Annotated in this window: 14 protein-coding genes; 5 read left to right on the top strand and 9 right to left on the bottom strand. The window is 59.5% G+C overall.

The genetic code is table 11. The annotated features are described in order from the left end of the window. Window positions 1-47 precede the first annotated feature (47 nt). Together DW355_RS07855 and DW355_RS07860 are read right to left on the bottom strand one after the other, a co-directional pair. Window positions 48-1,385 carry an ABC transporter substrate-binding protein gene (locus DW355_RS07855; protein WP_131279034.1) on the bottom strand — a complete coding sequence of 446 codons (1,338 nt, stop codon included), beginning with the start codon at window positions 1,383-1,385 and terminating at the stop codon, window positions 48-50. Continuing rightward, window positions 1,382-4,291, bottom strand: coding sequence for an EAL domain-containing protein (locus DW355_RS07860; protein ID WP_242671333.1), 2,910 nt, complete (start codon window positions 4,289-4,291; stop codon window positions 1,382-1,384). The genes DW355_RS07855 and DW355_RS07860 overlap by 4 nt, the downstream gene beginning before the upstream one ends. Window positions 4,292-4,832: 541 nt before the next feature. Between DW355_RS07860 and DW355_RS07865 the strand changes: the two genes are divergently transcribed. Continuing rightward, entirely contained in the window at window positions 4,833-5,639 is an 807-nt protein-coding gene (locus DW355_RS07865; protein ID WP_131279038.1) for a phosphatase PAP2 family protein, read from the top strand. Here the strand turns inward: DW355_RS07865 and DW355_RS07870 are convergent. Both DW355_RS07870 and metK read right to left on the bottom strand, forming a co-directional pair. Then, window positions 5,609-6,913: an NAD(P)/FAD-dependent oxidoreductase gene (locus DW355_RS07870; protein WP_131279040.1), complete on the bottom strand. Its 1,305-nt coding sequence runs from the start codon at window positions 6,911-6,913 to the stop codon at window positions 5,609-5,611. The two genes, DW355_RS07865 and DW355_RS07870, sit on opposite strands and share 31 nt — an antisense overlap. A gap of 111 nt (window positions 6,914-7,024) precedes the next feature. After that, a complete protein-coding gene (metK, locus tag DW355_RS07875) occupies window positions 7,025-8,206 on the bottom strand; it encodes a methionine adenosyltransferase (RefSeq protein WP_131279042.1) in 1,182 nt (393 codons plus the stop codon). 143 nt (window positions 8,207-8,349) lie between these two features. On the opposite strand from metK, the gene DW355_RS07880 reads away from it, so the two are divergent. Next, window positions 8,350-9,186 (top strand): lysophospholipid acyltransferase family protein, encoded by an 837-nt coding sequence (locus DW355_RS07880; protein ID WP_131279044.1) that lies wholly within the window; start codon window positions 8,350-8,352, stop codon window positions 9,184-9,186. Further along, window positions 9,186-10,058 carry a lysophospholipid acyltransferase family protein gene (locus DW355_RS07885; RefSeq protein ID WP_131282483.1) on the top strand — a complete coding sequence of 291 codons (873 nt, stop codon included), beginning with the start codon at window positions 9,186-9,188 and terminating at the stop codon, window positions 10,056-10,058. The genes DW355_RS07880 and DW355_RS07885 overlap by 1 nt, the downstream gene beginning before the upstream one ends. A 12-nt stretch (window positions 10,059-10,070) precedes the next feature. Here the strand turns inward: DW355_RS07885 and DW355_RS07890 are convergent, their stop codons facing one another. Next, complete coding sequence (locus tag DW355_RS07890; protein ID WP_131279046.1) at window positions 10,071-11,243, bottom strand: capsular biosynthesis protein; 1,173 nt, start codon at window positions 11,241-11,243, stop codon at window positions 10,071-10,073. A 44-nt stretch (window positions 11,244-11,287) separates the two neighbouring features. On the opposite strand from DW355_RS07890, the gene DW355_RS07895 reads away from it, so the two are divergent. Together DW355_RS07895 and DW355_RS07900 are read left to right on the top strand one after the other, a co-directional pair. Beyond that, window positions 11,288-12,139, top strand: coding sequence for a glycosyltransferase family 2 protein (locus DW355_RS07895; RefSeq protein WP_165493148.1), 852 nt, complete (start codon window positions 11,288-11,290; stop codon window positions 12,137-12,139). A 19-nt stretch (window positions 12,140-12,158) separates the two neighbouring features. Beyond that, the gene (locus DW355_RS07900) at window positions 12,159-13,181 is read left to right on the top strand and encodes an NAD-dependent epimerase/dehydratase family protein (protein WP_131279050.1); all 1,023 of its coding nucleotides are present in this window, start codon (window positions 12,159-12,161) and stop codon (window positions 13,179-13,181) included. A 21-nt stretch (window positions 13,182-13,202) separates the two neighbouring features. On the opposite strand, the gene DW355_RS07905 is transcribed toward DW355_RS07900, so the two are convergent. The 4 genes from DW355_RS07905 to DW355_RS07920 form a co-directional block, all read right to left on the bottom strand. Continuing rightward, window positions 13,203-13,871, bottom strand: a complete 669-nt coding sequence (locus DW355_RS07905) for a hypothetical protein (RefSeq protein WP_131279052.1) — start codon at window positions 13,869-13,871, stop codon at window positions 13,203-13,205. Between the two features lie 24 nt (window positions 13,872-13,895). Further along, window positions 13,896-15,101 carry an O-antigen ligase family protein gene (locus DW355_RS07910; protein ID WP_165493150.1) on the bottom strand — a complete coding sequence of 402 codons (1,206 nt, stop codon included), beginning with the start codon at window positions 15,099-15,101 and terminating at the stop codon, window positions 13,896-13,898. Window positions 15,102-15,229: 128 nt separating this feature from the next. After that, window positions 15,230-17,251 carry an acyltransferase family protein gene (locus tag DW355_RS07915; RefSeq protein WP_131279056.1) on the bottom strand — a complete coding sequence of 674 codons (2,022 nt, stop codon included), beginning with the start codon at window positions 17,249-17,251 and terminating at the stop codon, window positions 15,230-15,232. Further along, window positions 17,251-17,982: a glycosyltransferase gene (locus DW355_RS07920; protein WP_131279058.1), complete on the bottom strand. Its 732-nt coding sequence runs from the start codon at window positions 17,980-17,982 to the stop codon at window positions 17,251-17,253. The genes DW355_RS07915 and DW355_RS07920 overlap by 1 nt, the downstream gene beginning before the upstream one ends. Between the last annotated feature and the right edge of the window lie 8 nt (window positions 17,983-17,990).

The following is a 17,990-nucleotide window of genomic DNA, read 5'->3' on the forward strand; positions in this document are numbered from 1 at the left end:
AGACCCGCCCATACGCGTGCCCTTCATCCTGGATCGGCCGCGGGTCTTCAGGGGGGCGTCGCGCTCAGCATGCGCCGCTGCGCGGCACGCTGACTGAGGGCCAGCGCTTCGTCCACGCTCAGGTGGCCGGCCACCGCCTCCGCGATGCGCTGGCCCACTTCGTCTCCGATGGCCGCGAATTCCGGGATCGTGGCGAACTGCACCCCGAGGTAGGGGCTGGGCGGCAGCGTGGCGTTGCGCGGGTCGGCGCCGCGGATGGCGGCGAGCTCATGGCTGGCCCAGGGCGCGGCACGCTGGAAGCGCGGATTGGCGTAGGTTGAAACGCGCGTGCCCGAAGGCACCAGACCCCAGCCTCGCAGGGCCGCCACCTGCTCGATGTAGGTGCGCGACGTGGCCCAGGCCACAAAGGTCTGGGCCGCTTCCGTGTGCGCCGCGTCGATGTCCGAGGGGATGGCCAAAGCCCAGGCCCAGAGCCAGCGCGCGCCCTTGGGGGTGGTCCCCACGGGGGCCGGGGCGAAGCCGACCTGTTGCGCATGGGGGTTTTGTCCGGGATCGGCCAGAAAACCTGCCGCCACGGTGGCGTCGACCCAGATGGCGCACCGCCCGGCGAGGAAGAGCGCCAGGTTCTCGTTGTAGCCGCGTTGAACCGCGTCGGGCGGGCCGTAGCGACGCAGCAGGTTCACATAGAGGCTGAGTGCCTCGTGCCAGGCCGGGGTCTGCAACTGCGGGCGCCATTGCATGTCGAACCATTGGGCACCATGGGTGTTCGCGATCGTGGTGAGCAAGGTGATGTTTTCGCCCCAACCGGCTTTCGCCCGCAGGCAGATGCCGTAGACCTTGTCCTTCGGGGCATGCAGCCGGGCCGCGAAATGGGCAATGTCCGACCAGGTGGGTTGCGCGGGCATGGACAGCCCGGCGCGGGCGAACAGGTCCTTGCGATAGAACAGCATGGAGCTTTCGCCATAGATCGGCGCGCCGTAGAGCCGGCCCTGGTGCGACAGGCCTTCCCGGATGTTGGGCAGCAGATCCTGGGGCTCCATCTCTGGGGTGGTGTGGATCGGCGTCAACCAGCCCTGGCGCGCCCAGATCGGTACCTCGTACATGCCGACCGTCACGACATCGAACTGGCGACCCTGCGTCGCGATATCGCTGCTGACCGCCTTGCGCAGCTGGGCTTCGCTCAGGGTGATCCAGCGCAGCTTGATGTTCGGATGGGCACGCTCGAATTCGGGGCTCAGCGAAGCCATTTGCAGCATGTGCCCATTGTTGACCGTGGCGACGACCAGGGTGAGGGCGGCTGCGGGCAGTGACAGCGCCAGGCCGCCGAGCAGGGCGCCGAGACGGCTCAGACCAAAGATCCGGGGCGTGGCAACGTGCCGCGTCATGTGCCTGTTTCCAGTGTCTGCTCCGCACTTTGGCGCCCCAGCGTCTGCAGGCTGGCCTCGAACGCTTCCACGGCTTGCGGTCGTCCGAAGAAATAGCCTTGAAAGGCCTGGCATCCCTGTTCCACCAGGAAGCGGTGCTGGGCCTCGGTCTCCACGCCTTCGGCGATCACGTCCAGTCCGAGGCCCCGACCCATGGCGATGATGGTCTGCGCCACCATGGCGTCGCGGTGGCTGGCCGGCAGGTCGTCCACGAAGGACTTGTCGATCTTGAGCTGCGTCAGCGGCAGCTTGGTCAGGTAGTTGAGCGAGGAGTTGCCGGTGCCGAAATCGTCCAGCGAAATCATGAAGCCGCAGGCTCTCAGGGCCTGAAGCTTGCTCATCGAGACGTCGAACTCGTCGATGGCGGTGCTCTCCGTCACTTCCAGCTTGAGTTTTTCTGCCGGGATGCCCGCGCGCCGGATCTTGGTCATGATGTCGTCCACGAAGGTGGGCGACTTGAACTGTCGCGGGCTGATGTTGACTGCCACGGTCAGGTGGCTGGTCTCGGGCCGACCGGCCCACCGAGCCAGTTGATGGCAGGCGGTGGACAGCGCCCATTGGCCGATCGGCTCGATCAGGCCGGTTTCCTCGGCCAGGGGGATGAAGTCCGCAGGTGGCACGAGTCCGCGGCGCGGATGAACCCAACGCATCAGGGCTTCGGCGCCCACAGGGCGGCCCTGCGCGTCCACTTGCAATTGGTAATAAAGCACGAGCTGGCCCCGTTCGATGGCTTCGCGCAGCTCGTGTTCAAGATCGCGGCGACGATCGATCTCGATCTGCATCGCCTCCTCGAAGAAGCGCACAGTGTTGCGTCCTTCCTTCTTGCACTTGTACATCGCCAGCTCAGCTTGGCGCAGCAGGGTGCCAGGATCTGACCGTTCGCTGGACGACAGAGTGATGCCCACCGAGGCGGTGCAGACGAGGCGATGCCCGGCCAGCGCCAGGGGTATTTCGACGGCGCAGCGCACGGCTTCGGCCAACGCTTGGGCGCGTTGGGCCGCTTCCTGTCGTTCCAGGCCGAGGTTCTTGGCGACGAGCACGAAGCTGTCACCGCTGAAGCGGCCAATGGTGTCGCCTTCACGTGCGATCTCGCTGATGCGCCGTGCCATCTCGATCAGCAACTGATCGCCAATCACATGGCCGAGCGAGTCGTTGATCTTCTGGAACAGATCGAGGTCGATCATCATCACGGCATCGAGGGCCTGTGGTTCCGCGCCTCGGTCGGGGACGTGGCCCATGCGGTCTTCGATCAGCAGCCGGTTGGGCAGACCCGTCAGGGGATCAAAGAGCCGCAGCCGCTCGGCCAGCGCGCGCGCGTCCCGTTCAGCGGTGATGTCTTGCAGATTGCCGATGTAGCGCAGGGTACGGCCTGCCGCATCCGTGACCTCCGTGATGGACAGGCGCACCGTGTAGAGATGGCCTTCGCGGTGCCGGTTCACGACTTCACCCTGCCAATGCCCGTCGCGCTTGAGGGCGGTCCAGAGCGCCTGATAGAAAGAGGGCTCGTGCAAGCCGGACTGCAGCAAGCGGGGTGTCTTGCCGATGGCGTCCTCGGCGCAATAGCCGCTGATCCGGGTGAAGGCGGAGTTCACGCGCTCGATCACGCCGTTGGCGTCGGCGATCATCATGCCGTCGTGGCTTTCAAAGGCCACCGAGGCGATCCTCAGTTCGTGCTCCGAGCGGTGGCGCTCGGTGATGTCACGCCCGATCGTCAGGATGCCCGCGGGCGCACCCTGTGCGTCGTGCACCAGCACCTTGACCATCTCGATGTCGCGCGTGCCGCCATCCTGGGTCCTGAAGGTGGTGTCGTATTGCAGCGGCTTGCCGCCCTGCAGCACCTCTTGGTCATTGCCCTGGACGAAATGCACGAAGGCCTTGTCGGTCAGCAGATCCTGGTCGGTCTTGCCCAGCAACTGTTCGCGTTTGAGGTTCAGCAGGCCAAGGGCACCGGTGTTGCAATCCAGGTACACGCCTTCCGGGCTCTTGAGCATCATGGCGTCCGGGCTGCTTTCGATGATGGCGCGCAGCAAAGCCCGTTCCACGCGCAGTTCCTGGGCGGCGCCCTCCAGTTGCTGATGCTTGTGCTGAATCTCGGCGGTCCTGTGCTTGACGGAGCGCCGCAGCATGCGGATCCAGAGGCCGCCAGCCGCACCCAGGCCCAGCACCAGCAGCATGGCGATCATGGCGATGCGCAGGTAAGGACGGTACTGGAAAGGCTGGCTGAACCATCTGTCGTGCAGCTGCGCGCGCTCTTCGGCGGTGATCAGGCGCATGCCTCGCTCGACCAATTCGTACGTTGCGATGTCGCCTCGGTTGACCGCCCAATGGAACTGACCTTCGTACAACTGGAACGCTCGACCAAAGTTGAGTTGGTCGCGATGCAGGTACAGATAGTAGTTGGCTGGCTCGTCGTCCATGCAGAAGATCTTGATCTGGCCTGCCTTCGCCGCTGCCAGGATGCTCTGGTAGTTCGGATAGGCGGCCAGGTCAGAGACCCCCCGGCTTGTCAGCGCGTCCACGCAGGCGTCGCCGCGCTGCACGCCGATCGTGAAGCCGCTGAGGGAGGCAGCGTCGTGGATGCCCTGGATGGAGCTGTCCACGTAGATGCTGACCGGCAGCGTGGCGTAAGGCGAGGAGAAGTCATAGAGCTGTTCACGCACCGGTGTGCGGAATATCATGTCGATCACATCGGCTTCACGGTCGCGGATAGCGCGCTGCGCCTGCGACCATTCAATGGCTTGCAGGTCCACGCGGACCCCGGTCTTGCTTTCCCAGAGTCGCCAGAGATCGACGATGTAGCCTTCGGCCTGCCCGTCCGCGCGCAGGACGACATAAGGGGGGTAGTTGTTGTCGGTGACGACACGCAAGACTGGGTCCGCATGCGACGCCGAGGCCGCGATGGTCAGTAACACCCACGCCAATTGCCATCGCCATGCTGGCAAAGGCCTTGCGCATGCAGTCACGATGCCTCCTACCCTGGATGATTCGAGAAGCCATTCCGCAGGATCAGCGCGCCTACCAGTCGGCGGTCGGACCAGCGTGCAGGCAACATATCAAATCACAGCTTTGCGCCGCAAGGCCCTGCCGGTCATCAAACAGCGCATTCATTTCGGCCCAAAAGCGGAAGTTTTTGGGGGATGAGGTCGATTGGTAAGGAGCCTTGGCGTGGTGATGGAGGGCCGTGCCAGCGACGCAGCAAAGGCCCGTGACGCCGCAGACAGAGGGACCGACTTGAACTGCTGCGGCGTCTGGCTTAGGACAAGGTGCCTTCAGATGGTTTGGAAAACTGGGCGATAGTCGGGAATACCCCGTCCATGCAGTCCACCTCTCCTGTCGTTATCCTGACATAGTTAGGGGAGAATATCCGACTGGTTTGACTGCTAAAGCCGAATCCGGCTAGGGAAAAGCATGCGCGTCACGTTCCTCTCCGCAATGTTCCCCAGACTGCGCCGCGCGCGCAATCAGGAATTGCTGCATCTGGTCGGATTTGTGCTGGGGGTGGTGTTGCTGTTTGGCTTGTGGCCGACGCTGGATTTGACGGTCAGCGGTTGGTTCTACGCTGGCGACGGTCAGTTTCCTGCCAAACAATGGGCTTGGGTGCGGACGATCTATGACTACCCCAAAGTGGGGCAGTGGATTGTCGTTGCCGCCTTGCTGGCGTTGCTTCTGGGGCGGTTTTTGCCGGGGCGCTGGCGCGTGACGCGCTCATGGCGGCGGCGTTGCCTGGCGCTCCTGTTGGCGGCCGCTCTGGGTGTCGGCTGGCTGGTGCATGACGTCGTGAAGGAGGTTTCCAACCGGCCGCGCCCTAATCAGACGCTCGGACTGGGCGGGGAGTACGCCTTTGTCCCGATGCTGAGGTCTGGCATGCAATGCGGGGACTGCGTATCTTTTGTCAGCGGTCATGCGGCGGGTGGCTTTGTCTACATGGCCTGGGGCATGTGGGGGGCGCCCGCGACGCGTCGTCGCTGGCGCCGCATTGGCTGGTTCGCTGGTGGCGTTCTGGGGGGGGTCCGCATCCTGCAAGGCGGGCATTTCCTCAGCGATGTGCTGTTCTCGGCCGTGGTGATGTGGCTATGTTGCTGGCTGATGCGTGAGCTGTGGCTGCGGTTCGCGCGTTGGCGTCGCTGGCGCAAGGCGGGATCTGAGGCTGACGCGGTGGTTTTGCCCGTGGTCTGTAATCAGGCTCACACGCCCAGCCTGTCGCGCAGGCTGTAGTACCAGGCACCCAGCGCCGTAAAGGGGACCCGGAACAGCCGGCCGCCCGGGAAAGGGTAGTGTGGCAGGGCACCAAAGGCGTCGAAGCGTTCGGCCTGGCCGCGCAGTGCTTCGGCCAGCACCTTGCCCGCGACGTGGGTGAAGGTCACGCCGTGACCGCTGCAGCCCTGTGAGTAATAGATGTTGTCGCCCAGCCGGCCCATCTGCGGCAGGCGAGAGAGCGTGAGCAGGAAGTTTCCGGTCCAGGCGTAGTCAACCTTCACGCCCTCAAGCTGAGGGAAAGTCTTGAGCATCTTGGGCCGGACGATGGTCTCGATGTCAGTCGGATCCCGCGCGCCATAGACCACACCACCGCCATACAGCAGACGGCGCCCGCGTCCCCGATCATTGGCCGTTAAGCGAAAGTAGTCGAGCAGGTAGTTGCAGTCTTCCACGCAGTAGTCCTGCGGCAGCAGGCTGCGAGCCAAGTCTTGCGGAAGTGGTTCGGTGGCGATGACCTGAGTGCCGCAGGGCATGGACTTGGCGGCCAACTCCGGCAGCAGGCCGCCCAGGTAGGCATTGCCGGCCACGACCACGAAGCGGGCCCGTACCTGGCCGTGCGGCGTGTGCACGACGGGAGGTGTCTGCGCGGAGCCCCGGTCGATGCGGATGGCGGGGCTCTGTTCATGGATCACGCCGCCCAGCGACACGATGGCCGCCGCCTCGCCCAGGGCCAGGTTGAGCGGGTGGATGTGGCCACCGCCGTGATCCAGCGCACCGCCGATGTAACGCTCGGTCGCGACCACGTTGCGGATGGCGTTGGCATCCAGCATCTCCAGCTGGGTGTAGCCGTGACGCGCCCACAGCGTTTGCTGGGCTTCCAGGTGGCGCATCTGCCTGGCCGTGAAGGCCGCGAACACGCCGCCTTCTTTCAAGTCGCAGGCGATGCCGTACCTGGCCACGCGCTCCCGGATGATGCGTCCGCCTTCGAAGGCCATGGCGGCCAACAGGCGGGCGGGCTCCGCACCGACCTGGCGCTCGACGGTATCGATGTCGCGGCTGTAGCTGTTGACGATCTGCCCGCCATTGCGGCCGGAGGCACCGAAGCCGACCTGAGCGGCTTCGAGCACCGTGACCTTGAAGCCATGTTCCAGCAAGTGCAGCGCGGTGGACAGCCCTGTGTAGCCCGCGCCGATGACGCAGACGTCGGTATCCACCTGCCCGGCAAGAGCCGGGTACGCCACCTGGGGGTGGCGGGACGCGGCGTAGTAGCTGTGGGGGTGAGACGTGCTCATGGATGGACGCGACCCTTTGGCTTCGGCCAGCCCTTCGGGCTTTAACGTCGCTGCGCGAAGTTAGTCTGCGCCGAAGAACCGATGAAACCGCGTGCAGTGCACGCGGCTGGCTTACAGCCCGGCTGCTGCACGTAGAGCCGCAGCTTTATCGGTTCTTTCCCAGGTGAACTCGGGCTCCTCGCGGCCGAAGTGGCCGTAGGCGGCGGTCTTCTGGTAGATCGGGCGCAGCAGGTCCAGCATCTGGATGATGCCCTTGGGTCGCAGGTCGAAGTGCTCGTTCACCAGCGCCGCGATCTTGTCGTCGGCGATGACACCCGTGCCTTCGGTGTAGACCGTCACGTTCATGGGCTTGGCCACACCGATGGCATAGGCCACTTGCACCTGGCATTGCTTGGCCAGACCTGAGGCCACCACGTTCTTGGCCACGTAACGCGCCGCGTAGGCGGCGGAACGGTCCACCTTGGACGGGTCCTTGCCGCTGAATGCGCCGCCGCCGTGCGGGCAGGCGCCGCCGTAGGTGTCGACGATGATCTTGCGACCGGTCAGGCCGCAGTCACCCTGCGGGCCACCGATGACGAAACGGCCGGTCGGGTTGACTAGGTAACGCGTGTCCTTGAGCCATTCCTTGGGAAGCACGGGCTTGATGACTTCCTCGATCACGGCTTCGTAGAAGCTGGCCTTGAGCTTGGTCGCGCTTTCGCTCTGGTCGGGGCTGTGCTGGGTGGACAGCACCACGGTGTCGATGCTGTGCGGCTTGCCGTCCACGTAACGCATCGTCACTTGGCTCTTGGCGTCCGGGCGCAGGAAGGGCAGCTTGCCGCTCTTGCGCAACTGGGCCTGGCGCTCGACCAGGCGGTGCGCGTAATAGATGGGGGCGGGCATCAGCTCCGGCGTCTCGTCACAGGCGTAGCCGAACATCAGACCCTGGTCACCGGCGCCGGTGTTCAGGTGGTCGTCGCTGGCATGGTCCACGCCCTGGGCGATGTCGTTGGACTGCTTGTCGTAGGCCACCAGCACCGCGCAACCCTTGTAGTCGATGCCGTATTCGGTGTTGTCGTAGCCGATGCGCTTGATGGTGTCGCGCGCAGTCTGGATATAGTCGACGTTGGCGTTGGTGGTGATTTCACCGGCCAGGACCACGAGGCCAGTGTTGGTCAGCGTTTCGGCGGCGACCCGGCTCTTGGGGTCTTGCGCGAAGATTGCGTCCAGGATCGCATCCGAGATTTGGTCAGCCACTTTGTCGGGATGGCCTTCGGAAACGGATTCGGAAGTGAAGAGGTAGTCGTTCGCCATTGAATAAACTCCGGTATTTGCTGCGGCGCTGGCCTGGAGTTCAGGGCGAACGCTTTAGCAGAATTGTTTTATGTCGCCCTGCAAGTTGCTCATTTAACTCAGCGACGCGGTCATTCTAGCCTGGAAAATTCTTCTCTCACCTCATGATTTTGCTGTTTCGCTTCTTGTCCAGGTGGCCTTTGGTGGTGCTTCACGGCGTAGGCTGGCTTCTGGGGTGGCTGGTGTTCAGTGCGTCTCCCACCTACAGACGCCGATTCATTGCCAACATCCGGCAGGCGGGATTGAATTGGCGGCATGGCCTTACAGCCATAGGCCAGACGGGCTGCATGGTGATGGAAACACCTCGCTTGTGGTTTGGGGGGGCGGTACCAGTGCAATGGGCAAAGGGCGCGGAACTGTTGGTACAGCAGGCATTGGATGCAGGCAAGGGCGTTCTGATACTCACACCCCATCTGGGCTGTTTTGAGATGATTCCCCAGGAATACGCCAAGAGATTCGGTGCAGTGCAGCCAATCACCGTGCTGTACCGTCCCTCGCGGCAGCCCTATCTGCGTGAGGTCGTGGCAACGGCCCGGCAGCGGGAGCATCTGTTGACCGCTCCAACCACGCTGGCCGGTGTCAAGCAGATGCTGAAGGCTCTGCGCGCCGGTCAGTGCGTCGGTCTGTTGCCAGATCAGGTGCCGCCCGAAGGGCTAGGAGTGTGGTCACCGTTCTTTGGGCGGGAGGCTTACACCATGACCCTCTCGGCCCGTTTGGTGCAGCAAACGGGCGCATCGATTCTGCTAGTGCGTGGCGAGCGCCTGAGTTGGGGGCGAGGGTACCGGTTTCATGCCCTGCCTATGCGACAAGAACTGCCTGATGACCTGGCTGCGGCGGTGGCCATGGTCAACCAAGCCATGGAGCAGTTGATACTCAGCAGTCCAGGTCAGTACTTATGGGGTTACTCACGGTACAAGCAGCCACGCAAGGAGTCTGTCTGATGTGGGCGAGGTTGGGAATTGAATGCCTGCGCCTCATTGCGCTTTTGCCACTGAGTTGCGTGCGCGGTTTGGGTTCTGTCTTGGGGCTTTTGCTCTATGTGTTCGTGGGGTCGCGTCGGCGCATCGTCATGACCAACCTCGCTTTGTGTTTTCCAGACCAACCGCTGGCTCAAAGACGGCGCTGGGCCCGGGCCTGCTGCGTCTATTTCGCGCAAACCCTGCTGGATCGCGCCTGGCTTTGGCATGGCAAGTCAGACGTGGTGAGTCGACGATTGCGATTGACGGGTGCGGTGCATGATCTACAGGGAGACGCGCCCACGGTGATTTTTGCACCGCATTTTTTTGGTCTTGACGCCGCGGGCGCAGCGGTGAGTCAGCAGATCAATCGGCCCATCGCCAGCATCTACATGCCTCAACGCAACAAGGTGGCCGATGCCTGGCTGCGCAAGGGGCGGATGCGTTTTGGCGATGTGCGACTTTTTGAGCGCAAGGACGGCAGTCTCAAGTCGATCGTCGCCACGCTGCGGGCTGGCGGCTTGCTGTATCTGTTGCCAGACATGAACTACGGGCGCAAGGATTCCGTCTTTGTGCCCTTCTTCGGTGTGAACACCGCGACCGTGCCTTCATTGCCACGCTTTGCCCGCCTGGGCAAGGCCAAGGTGGTTCCGGTGACGGCTCGCCTGACCAAGATCGGCTACGACATTGAAGTGCACCCAGCCTGGACCGACTATCCGACAGATGACGAAGCGGCGGATACGGCGTACATGAACCGTTGGCTGGAGGGAGTCATTGCCACCATGCCGGCCCAGTACTACTGGGTGCACAAACGCTTCAAAACCCGGCCCAAGGGCGACAAGAAAAAAATGTATTGACCGGAATCGATTTCAGTATCGTGGGGTGGGGCGCAACGATTGCAGGCGTGCTTTTATGCGCGCGTAATGCGCATCGTCTGCTTTTACTTGGCGATTTCCAGGAATGAGGTAATCGTCTTTCAGGTAGGTCAGGAAATTGCGCCGCAACTGCTCATCGGGTGTGAACTGCTCCAGTTGAGTCAAGGCCTTTTCCAACTGAGGCCCGCTGCGAGCCGAGAGCGTCAGGCCGGGAAGATCGTAGAACGCCTGTCCTATGACAATGACTTTCTTGCTGTACAGCATGGCTTCAATGCCGACCGTGGAGCTGATGGTGATGACCGCTTCGGCATTTTCGATCAAGGTTTGAGTCGGGTATTCATTGGCGAAAAACCCCCTGTCCGCCGGCAGCAGCGAATGCAGATCGCCGTAAGTCTTGTGGCTGGAGGGGTGTTCCTTGAAGACGAACTGGTATTGCGGGAATTTGTCTGATAGAGCTCGAAGCTCATCAAACAGATGGCGCATGTTCTGAATCCAGGGGGAGAACAGAATGATCTTCGAATCAGTGTCGATTTGAAACGGGATGAAGACGTAACGTTTCGGCAATTCACGTCCCGAGGATTGCCTGGCGGTCTTGACCCGGCGAGCGACCAATTGGGCAGCCTCCGGGGCTGGCGCTGGCGGCAGGTTCCGAAAGAATGCCGGATCACGCGGTACCGAATTCCGCTCGTGGATTCCTTTGCCGTCGCAAACGGTTGTGTTGGGCAAAAAGCCATGCTCCATGAAGGCGCAGGGGATGTTGTCCCGTCGAGCGGCCTCTGCAAAAATGTAGCGGCGCGGTTTCAAGCCGTTCCAGATCACGGCCAAGCTGGGGGAGAGTCGCCGCATGGTTCTGCGGTCACAAGCGTAATGCCAGCGAAAGATCAGCCGTTGCATCGCCATCCAGATCGGGCCTGGGGATTTTCCATCGCGTTCCGCACGATAGTCTTTGATGGCATAGGACATGCAATCAGTAAGCAGCGCTTCGGGGGGCGACAGCAGATCCGAGAGGGAGGGCCACTTCAAAGGTGAAGGACGCATCACCACGAAAGCCTCGCCCATGAACTTACCCAGCTCGTTAAAATAGGTTCGCTGAGCGAGGGCTTTTGCGCAAAAAACAATCACGAGTTCATTCTCCGGTGTCGATTCCAAACCCGTGATGACGGGCAACAAAAAATTGTCGACAAATTATAAGGACGTCCATGAAGCTAGTCATGACACTGTTGGTCAAAAACGAGGAGGACACAATAGAAACCAACATCCGTTTCCATGCAGATCAAGGCGTGGATGCTTTTATCGTCATGGACAATGGTTCAACCGACGCGACGCCAGAAATTCTGAAGATCTTGCAAAAGGAATACGACCTGACCGTCGTCCACAATGCCTCGACGGCATACAAGCAAAGCGAATGGATGACGGGCATGGCCCGGCAGGCTCGCAGGGAACTAGGCGCTGACTTGGTCATCAGCAACGACGCCGATGAGTTCTGGAGCACGCATGATGGCAGTTCCCTGAAAAGCAAACTGACCTCGCAGGAGTCAGTGGTGACGGTCCGACGCTACAACTTCATTCTGGATGAGGCGCAAGGCGAGGATCGCGATGGTTATGTGCATTGCAGCAATCGCGTGATCAACCCGATTCTCTACACCTCTCAGGAATATGAGGTCCAGAAGAAGTTATCCATGCCCTTGCAGAGGATCGCCCCCAAGGTCATCGTCAACCCTGTGGGGCTGCTTCACATCAACGGGGGCAATCATCGTGCCAAGCACATCATGTTTTGGCGCAATCGCGTGTCTGAAGACATTGTCGTGGACCACTATCCCATCCTAAGCTATCGAAATTTTGAGAAAAAAATTCAAAGTCGCCAAATCATCCGTACCCTGCATCCGGAGAGAAGGCTCAATGTGCATTACCGACGCTGGTTGGCCAGCCTGGATTCGGGCGAGTTGAGGCAAGAGTATCGACAGATGTTGGTTAACGAGAAAGAGTGCGAAGTCCTACAGCGCTTTGGCGTGATTGAGCAGGTTAAGCCGACTGCCTTGGCGCGCTGGCATGCTGCGCGTTAGATTTGATCCATATCCGATCATGCAAAAAAAACATTACCTGATTACTGGCACCGCCGGATTCATTGGGTTCCATCTCGCTCAACGTCTGCTGCAAGAGGGGCATTCCGTGGTCGGTTTCGATGGCATGACCAAGTATTACGACCCACGCCTGAAAGAACGCCGCCACGCCATTTTGAGTGAGTTCGGTACGTTCACGCCGGTGATCGGAATGTTAGAAGACAAGGCCGTACTGGACAAGGCCGCCAGCTACGACAAGCCAGACGTCATTGTCCATCTGGCGGCGCAGGCGGGCGTGCGTTATAGCTTGGAGAATCCCAAGGCATATGTGGATTCCAATTTGATTGGCACGTGGAACATGCTGGAATTGGCGAAAGAACACCGTCCTGAGCACCTGCTTATTGCTTCCACTTCATCCATTTACGGTTCCAACGAAAAAATCCCCTTTGCCGAAATAGATCGCGCCGACGAACCCATGACGTTGTACGCGGCGACGAAGAAATCAGGCGAGTTGATGGCGCACAGTTATGCCCATCTGCACAAGATTCCGACGACTGCATTCCGCTTCTTCACCGTCTATGGCCCCTGGGGCCGTCCCGACATGGCATTGTTCAAGTTCGTGGACAGCATCTTGCGCGGCCAAGCGATCGATATCTATGGTGAAGGGAAAATGAGCCGCGATTTCACCTACATCGATGATTTGATCGAAGGCATCGTCAGATTGATGCGGGTGATGCCGGGTGAGAATAATCGGGTTACGAATATCGACACGTTGTCGCAGCATGCGCCCTTTCGCGTCGTCAATATTGGTGGCGGGCAGCCTGTCGAGCTGATGAAATTCGTTGAGACGGTGGAGCAAGCGGTCGGTCGTCCGGCCCTGCGGAACATGCTGCCCATGCAGCAAGGTGATGTTCCGCGTACTTATGCAGCACCTGAATTGCTCGAAGCTTTGACAGAGTTTCGTCCGGACATTCCGGTTGCTGTAGGCGTTCAGAAGTTCGTCGAGTGGTATACGTCGTACCTCGCCGAAGTAGAAATCAGATAGGCGACCGAATGCGGGAAGGCTTTACCGTTGTAACCACTTTTCGATACGTCCCAGAATGCCTCTTCGCTTGGGCTGTTTGATCGGGAAGGCTGCGGCCGATGCCTTGGCCAGCTTTTTCAGATCAAGCGCAGCAACAGTGCTTTCATAGGAACCGCGTGGCGCGACGAGAACCCAAAAACCTTGTCGCACCGGTTGGAGATAGAGAATCTCGAATCGCGCAGTCAGGCGCTGCAGCCACCAACTGGGCGCCTCTTGGATGATGTGGGCGTTGCGCCCGTCACTCAATATTTTCTTTGCGGGACCTGTGTGAATCGAGAAGAGCCCATAGCTCTTGGTGATACCTGCAAGGTCGTCGAGCACACCATCTAGCAGATGCGGCTCGATGTGTTCCAACACATCGATGCAGCACACGAGGTCTGCGGGGTGCGGCGAACCATATTCGGGAAACACGGGATCATAGGGGTGATAACGGACGGCACCGTGTCCCATGGTGTCCAACTTGTGCTTCAGCGCACGCTTGCCCGCGCCGTAATCAGCCAGCGACTGCACGCCGCTCAGCTTGATCAACTGGCTAACCAGCGGCGCATACATGACCGACGCCACACCATACCGCCGGCTTTTATGCAGTTTCTGCTGCTCTGCCAGATAGGTTGCAGAAATAGTGGTGAGTGGTGGTGTGGGCTGGGTCATTGGGAATCTCCTTAACTTGGCATGCTAACGCATAGGCTGGGCCACTTCGGCCCGTCTCGCCATGACCAATTGCGCCGCCAGGACGCAGACGAGCAGGGCGTAAGTCATGCCATTGAACGCAGACTTGTATATCACCACGCTGACAAGTCCAAACGCAAACACGGAGCCAATCGTCAGTATTCCAGCTGCTGCGTGGGCGCGCTGATGAGCGTCTCCGATCGAAATTGCATGCCGCAAGCAACGGATGAAGAAAACCAATGGTCCGAGAATTATCCCGAGATAAGCCAGCAATCCTACGCTCCCGCGTGTGGCCATCGTGTGCAAGATGTCTGAATGAGCATGGCTCCATGGATGGAAAGCCGGGATGTCACCCTGAACGATCATGCGTTTGAGTTCGGGTTGGTACTCGGTAATTCCTATACCTATGAACGGATGTCGTAAGAACATCTGCCAAGCCGCTTCCCACATGCCGAAGCGTGCACCAATCGAAGTATCGAAATTTTCCTTTTTGACCTGCTGGATGTCATATACCATTTCAGTTAAACGTAACTTTTGCTGCAAGGTATGAGAGTTCAACAAGAGTACGCCACTGAGTATTGTCCCCACCAGTCCGAGAACCAGCATCCAGCGGTGAAAGCGGTCTTTGCGAAATGTCAGCAGTAAGCCAATAAGTAGTGGCAGTGGCAACAAGGACGAGCGCGAGCCCGATGCCATGCTGGCAAACATTGCCAGCATGGCAAGTGCGAGCAGACAGACACGCCATCGAGCGCGCATTTGCGTGGACAGTGCACTGAAAAGAATCAAGAGCATGGCAGCTATCATGCTCCAATTGCCGAAGCGAATCGGAGAGCCGCTGAGTTCACCCGCGCGTGCCAGTCCCTGGATGGCGGTGTCATGTACACCATGCCAAGTGGCAAGCAATGCTGCGACAACAAGCCCCCAAAGCAGGCTATTGGGACTTGCATGGGTGACAGTTGCTAGAACGAGCACGCTCAAAACCAAAATTAAAACGTACTGCCAGTAGTTGTAGATATAGGCCTTCTCCAAAGGCACGGGAGAACTTAGGAAGAACAATCCCGACATCAGCCCCCAAAGCAGAAATGGCCAGGCAATCCAACGCAAATCTGGTTGCTTGGCGTGCAAGAAGATAGAGCGTATGCCGGATCGTGTTTCCGCATGGGCCCACACGGTGATGAAAGCAAACAAGGCAACCCAGGATGTGCCAACCATTTTTTGGCTCTGAAGAAACAGAGCCCCAAATACGCCGAATGTCAGAGTATTTAGAAGCAGACGCCTCCATGCATCAAGTAGATTGGACGATGGCGAGGACATAGGTGATAGGGCTTGATCTGACATTTTCAACGCGCCATCGCATCGAGGTATGGCTTAAGCACTTTGCTCACAAGGAAACGCCCTCCACTGTATCGCGAAAGATGGTCTTCATCTCGGTACAAACTTGCCCCCTCTTCATTGAAAAGCAAGCATTCGTCAATAGGACAAAATGCATCGATGCTGGGAATGATGGTTACACCATGCAACTGACTCAACGCAGCCAAGTAATCCTTTTGCCGGGTAAGCACTTGAGCTTTTAGTAAGCGTGGCGAGGCCGATGTGCCTTGCATTAGGTGTAAGACAGCGCGCAATGGCTGCCCAGGTTCGAGCATGCGTGGATCGAAAGTAAGTTCCGGGTTGTCCGCAAGTACATAAACGTGCTTGCCCAGTTGATTCATACGATCGATGATCGGTTGCAGCACACGTTGCACCCGTTCCGAGTCCATTTTCTCCGCGCTCATGATCAGGAACACGGAATGTACTTCTGCATTCTGCCGAATGCTGAGCGCGATCCGGTCTATTACACTGGGCAGCGCCTTTGCAGGAATGCCGTGTCTGAAAGCGGAGCGTCCCACCAGCCACGTGTTGAGTCCGAGGCTGGCGTTGTAGTCTGCGACGGCTTCGTAAGCGGCCAGTGCGTGGCTATCACCCCAGAGGACTGCAGTCCGGGCTCCTTGCGCATTGTGGTAGCGGCAGTACGGTAAGAACTTCCCCGTGCCTCCGGAAAAGTCCGGATTTGCGAGGAGGTCCTTGTACAAATCACCAAATCGCAGGCGGCAAGCCTCGTCACTGTTTTCGGCGGTGGATCGGTCAACCAGTCGATGCCGGCCCGTCTCCTCAGTCGCGGGTTCACCCGATGTCGACAGGTGGATGCCATAACCTGTCAAGCCTGCAAGCGTCAGTGCGACAGTCAGTCCGATGGCTTTGGCCCCGAGAAACTTGCCAAACCGCAGAGGTCGCTCCACCAGTTTGTAGGTCAGCGCAGCCAGAATGATTGCCGCACCAAGCAATATCCAGCGCAAGCCGAAGGCCGGCATTTCCCCCAGAATGATGCGGGGAAAAACCAGCAAAGGCCAGTGCCATAGGTAAAGGGGGTAGCTGATGAGGCCGATCCACACCAACGGCCGCCAACTTAAAAATCTGTTGAATGGGGTGGGGTTGCCCGCCCTCGTGCCGGCGGCAATCAGCAAAACAGTACCCAACACGGGGGCCAGTGCTTGTATGCCGGGAAAGCGCCGCTCTTGAGCTTTCAGGGAAAGTAGCAAGAGAAGAAAGCCGACCCCGGCCATCCAATGCTCTTTATGACCCCGGTAGCGGCGTCTTGTATCGTTTTCGGGGGGCGGTGTCGGCGATGTGATGGCGGCGTGCTTCTGTCGCTGCCAAAAAGCCAACAGCACACCAGCCAACAATTCCCAAAAGCGCGTCATGGGCATGTAGAAATCAAACGCCGGGTTGATTCTGTAGACCGCGAGATTCCAGCCGAAAGACGCCAGGGTTATCAGTCCAATACCCACGGCGATACGTGACTGCTTGCGCCAAGTGCCGAGGGAGACCAGATAAATGAACAGCGGGAAGACGAGATAGAACTGTTCTTCGATCCCAAGGCTCCATAGATGAAGCAAGGGTTTGACTGCCCCCGCTTCGTCGAAATAGCCGGTTTCCCCGAAAAGCACGAGGTTGGAGACGAAACCCGCGCCGCTCGCGACATGTTTGCCCAGGTTGCCAAAATCTTCGGGCAGCAGAGCGAAATAGCCAAAAAGTAGGCAGGTGCCCAGCACCAGCAGCAAGCCCGGAAGAATGCGGCGCGCACGCCGCGCATAGAAATCCAACAGGCTGAAGCGGTTTTCCGCGAAGGCGTCCAACAGGACGCCTCCGATCAGGTAGCCGGAAATGACAAAAAAAACGTCGACACCAATAAAACCGCCGCGCACTGCGCCGGGGAAGTAGTGGTGAAACACCACTGCCAACACGGCGAAGGCGCGGAGCCCATCGATGTCGAAGCGCCAAGTGCCCGGATTCGGATGGCGGGCACCAGAAGAAGCTGCCATCAACCCTCGCGTTGCAACTTGCTCTTCGCGGTGGTTGTCAATTGGAATACATCAGCCTCTTTGCAATTGTTCGCCGCCGCGTATTCGCGGAACCATTCCTCGGAGTACCCGCAATCCTTGTAGTCGGGGTAGAACGGCCCACCTTCGGTGTAATGCAGCATCGACGGATTCTTGAAGTGGTTGTAGTCCACCAATGTGTTCCATTCCAGCGGCAGAGAGCCAATCAAGTTGTCGTTCTCCAGCCATTTGAACTGGTGGAGTTGAAGACCCGTAGCGGTATTCACATAGTCCGGCGTCAGCGCCTTGCATTTGGCGTTGTTGAACAGGATCACGCTGGACCAGTTCTTTTTCTCATACCGAGTCTGAGTGGCGTGCATGAACTTCTCGGCTTCTCCGGGGTCATGCTCGTGCTTGCAGACCATGGTTGCATACTTGTCATCGCGAAGCGCCCACAGCTTGGCAATGTCATCGACGGCAATGATGTCGTTGTCCATGAAAATGGACCAGCCCTCGTAATTGGAGAGGTAGGGCGTGAAGAAGCGGGAAAATGAAAACTCAGTGGATTGCAGCGGATTCACGTCGCGCGTGTACAGGCGGCCCAGATTGGTCAGGCTGATCGGGCAGAACGTCACCGGTGCCGTAGCTCGTGCGGTGATGCTGTGCACCAAGGTCTGAAACGCTACCGGAATGCGGCGGTCGTAACCAATGAAGATTCTGATCGGTTCGTTCATGATGTAAG

Source organism: Hylemonella gracilis (assembly GCF_004328645.1).
In the GTDB taxonomy this organism is placed as follows: Bacteria; Pseudomonadota; Gammaproteobacteria; order Burkholderiales; family Burkholderiaceae_C; genus Hylemonella; species Hylemonella gracilis_B.

Coding starts and splice junctions, on each gene's coding strand:
- metK (WP_131279042.1), bottom strand. CDS start 8,206: ATGGCGAACGACTACCTCTTCACTTCCGAATCCGTTTCCGAAGGCCAT.
- DW355_RS07905 (WP_131279052.1), bottom strand. CDS start 13,871: ATGACCCAGCCCACACCACCACTCACCACTATTTCTGCAACCTATCTG.
- DW355_RS07880 (WP_131279044.1), top strand. CDS start 8,350: ATGATTTTGCTGTTTCGCTTCTTGTCCAGGTGGCCTTTGGTGGTGCTT.
- DW355_RS07855 (WP_131279034.1), bottom strand. CDS start 1,385: ATGACGCGGCACGTTGCCACGCCCCGGATCTTTGGTCTGAGCCGTCTC.
- DW355_RS07895 (WP_165493148.1), top strand. CDS start 11,288: ATGACACTGTTGGTCAAAAACGAGGAGGACACAATAGAAACCAACATC.
- DW355_RS07885 (WP_131282483.1), top strand. CDS start 9,186: ATGTGGGCGAGGTTGGGAATTGAATGCCTGCGCCTCATTGCGCTTTTG.
- DW355_RS07900 (WP_131279050.1), top strand. CDS start 12,159: ATGCAAAAAAAACATTACCTGATTACTGGCACCGCCGGATTCATTGGG.
- DW355_RS07870 (WP_131279040.1), bottom strand. CDS start 6,913: ATGAGCACGTCTCACCCCCACAGCTACTACGCCGCGTCCCGCCACCCC.
- DW355_RS07920 (WP_131279058.1), bottom strand. CDS start 17,982: ATGAACGAACCGATCAGAATCTTCATTGGTTACGACCGCCGCATTCCG.
- DW355_RS07915 (WP_131279056.1), bottom strand. CDS start 17,251: ATGGCAGCTTCTTCTGGTGCCCGCCATCCGAATCCGGGCACTTGGCGC.
- DW355_RS07910 (WP_165493150.1), bottom strand. CDS start 15,101: ATGGTTGGCACATCCTGGGTTGCCTTGTTTGCTTTCATCACCGTGTGG.
- DW355_RS07865 (WP_131279038.1), top strand. CDS start 4,833: ATGCGCGTCACGTTCCTCTCCGCAATGTTCCCCAGACTGCGCCGCGCG.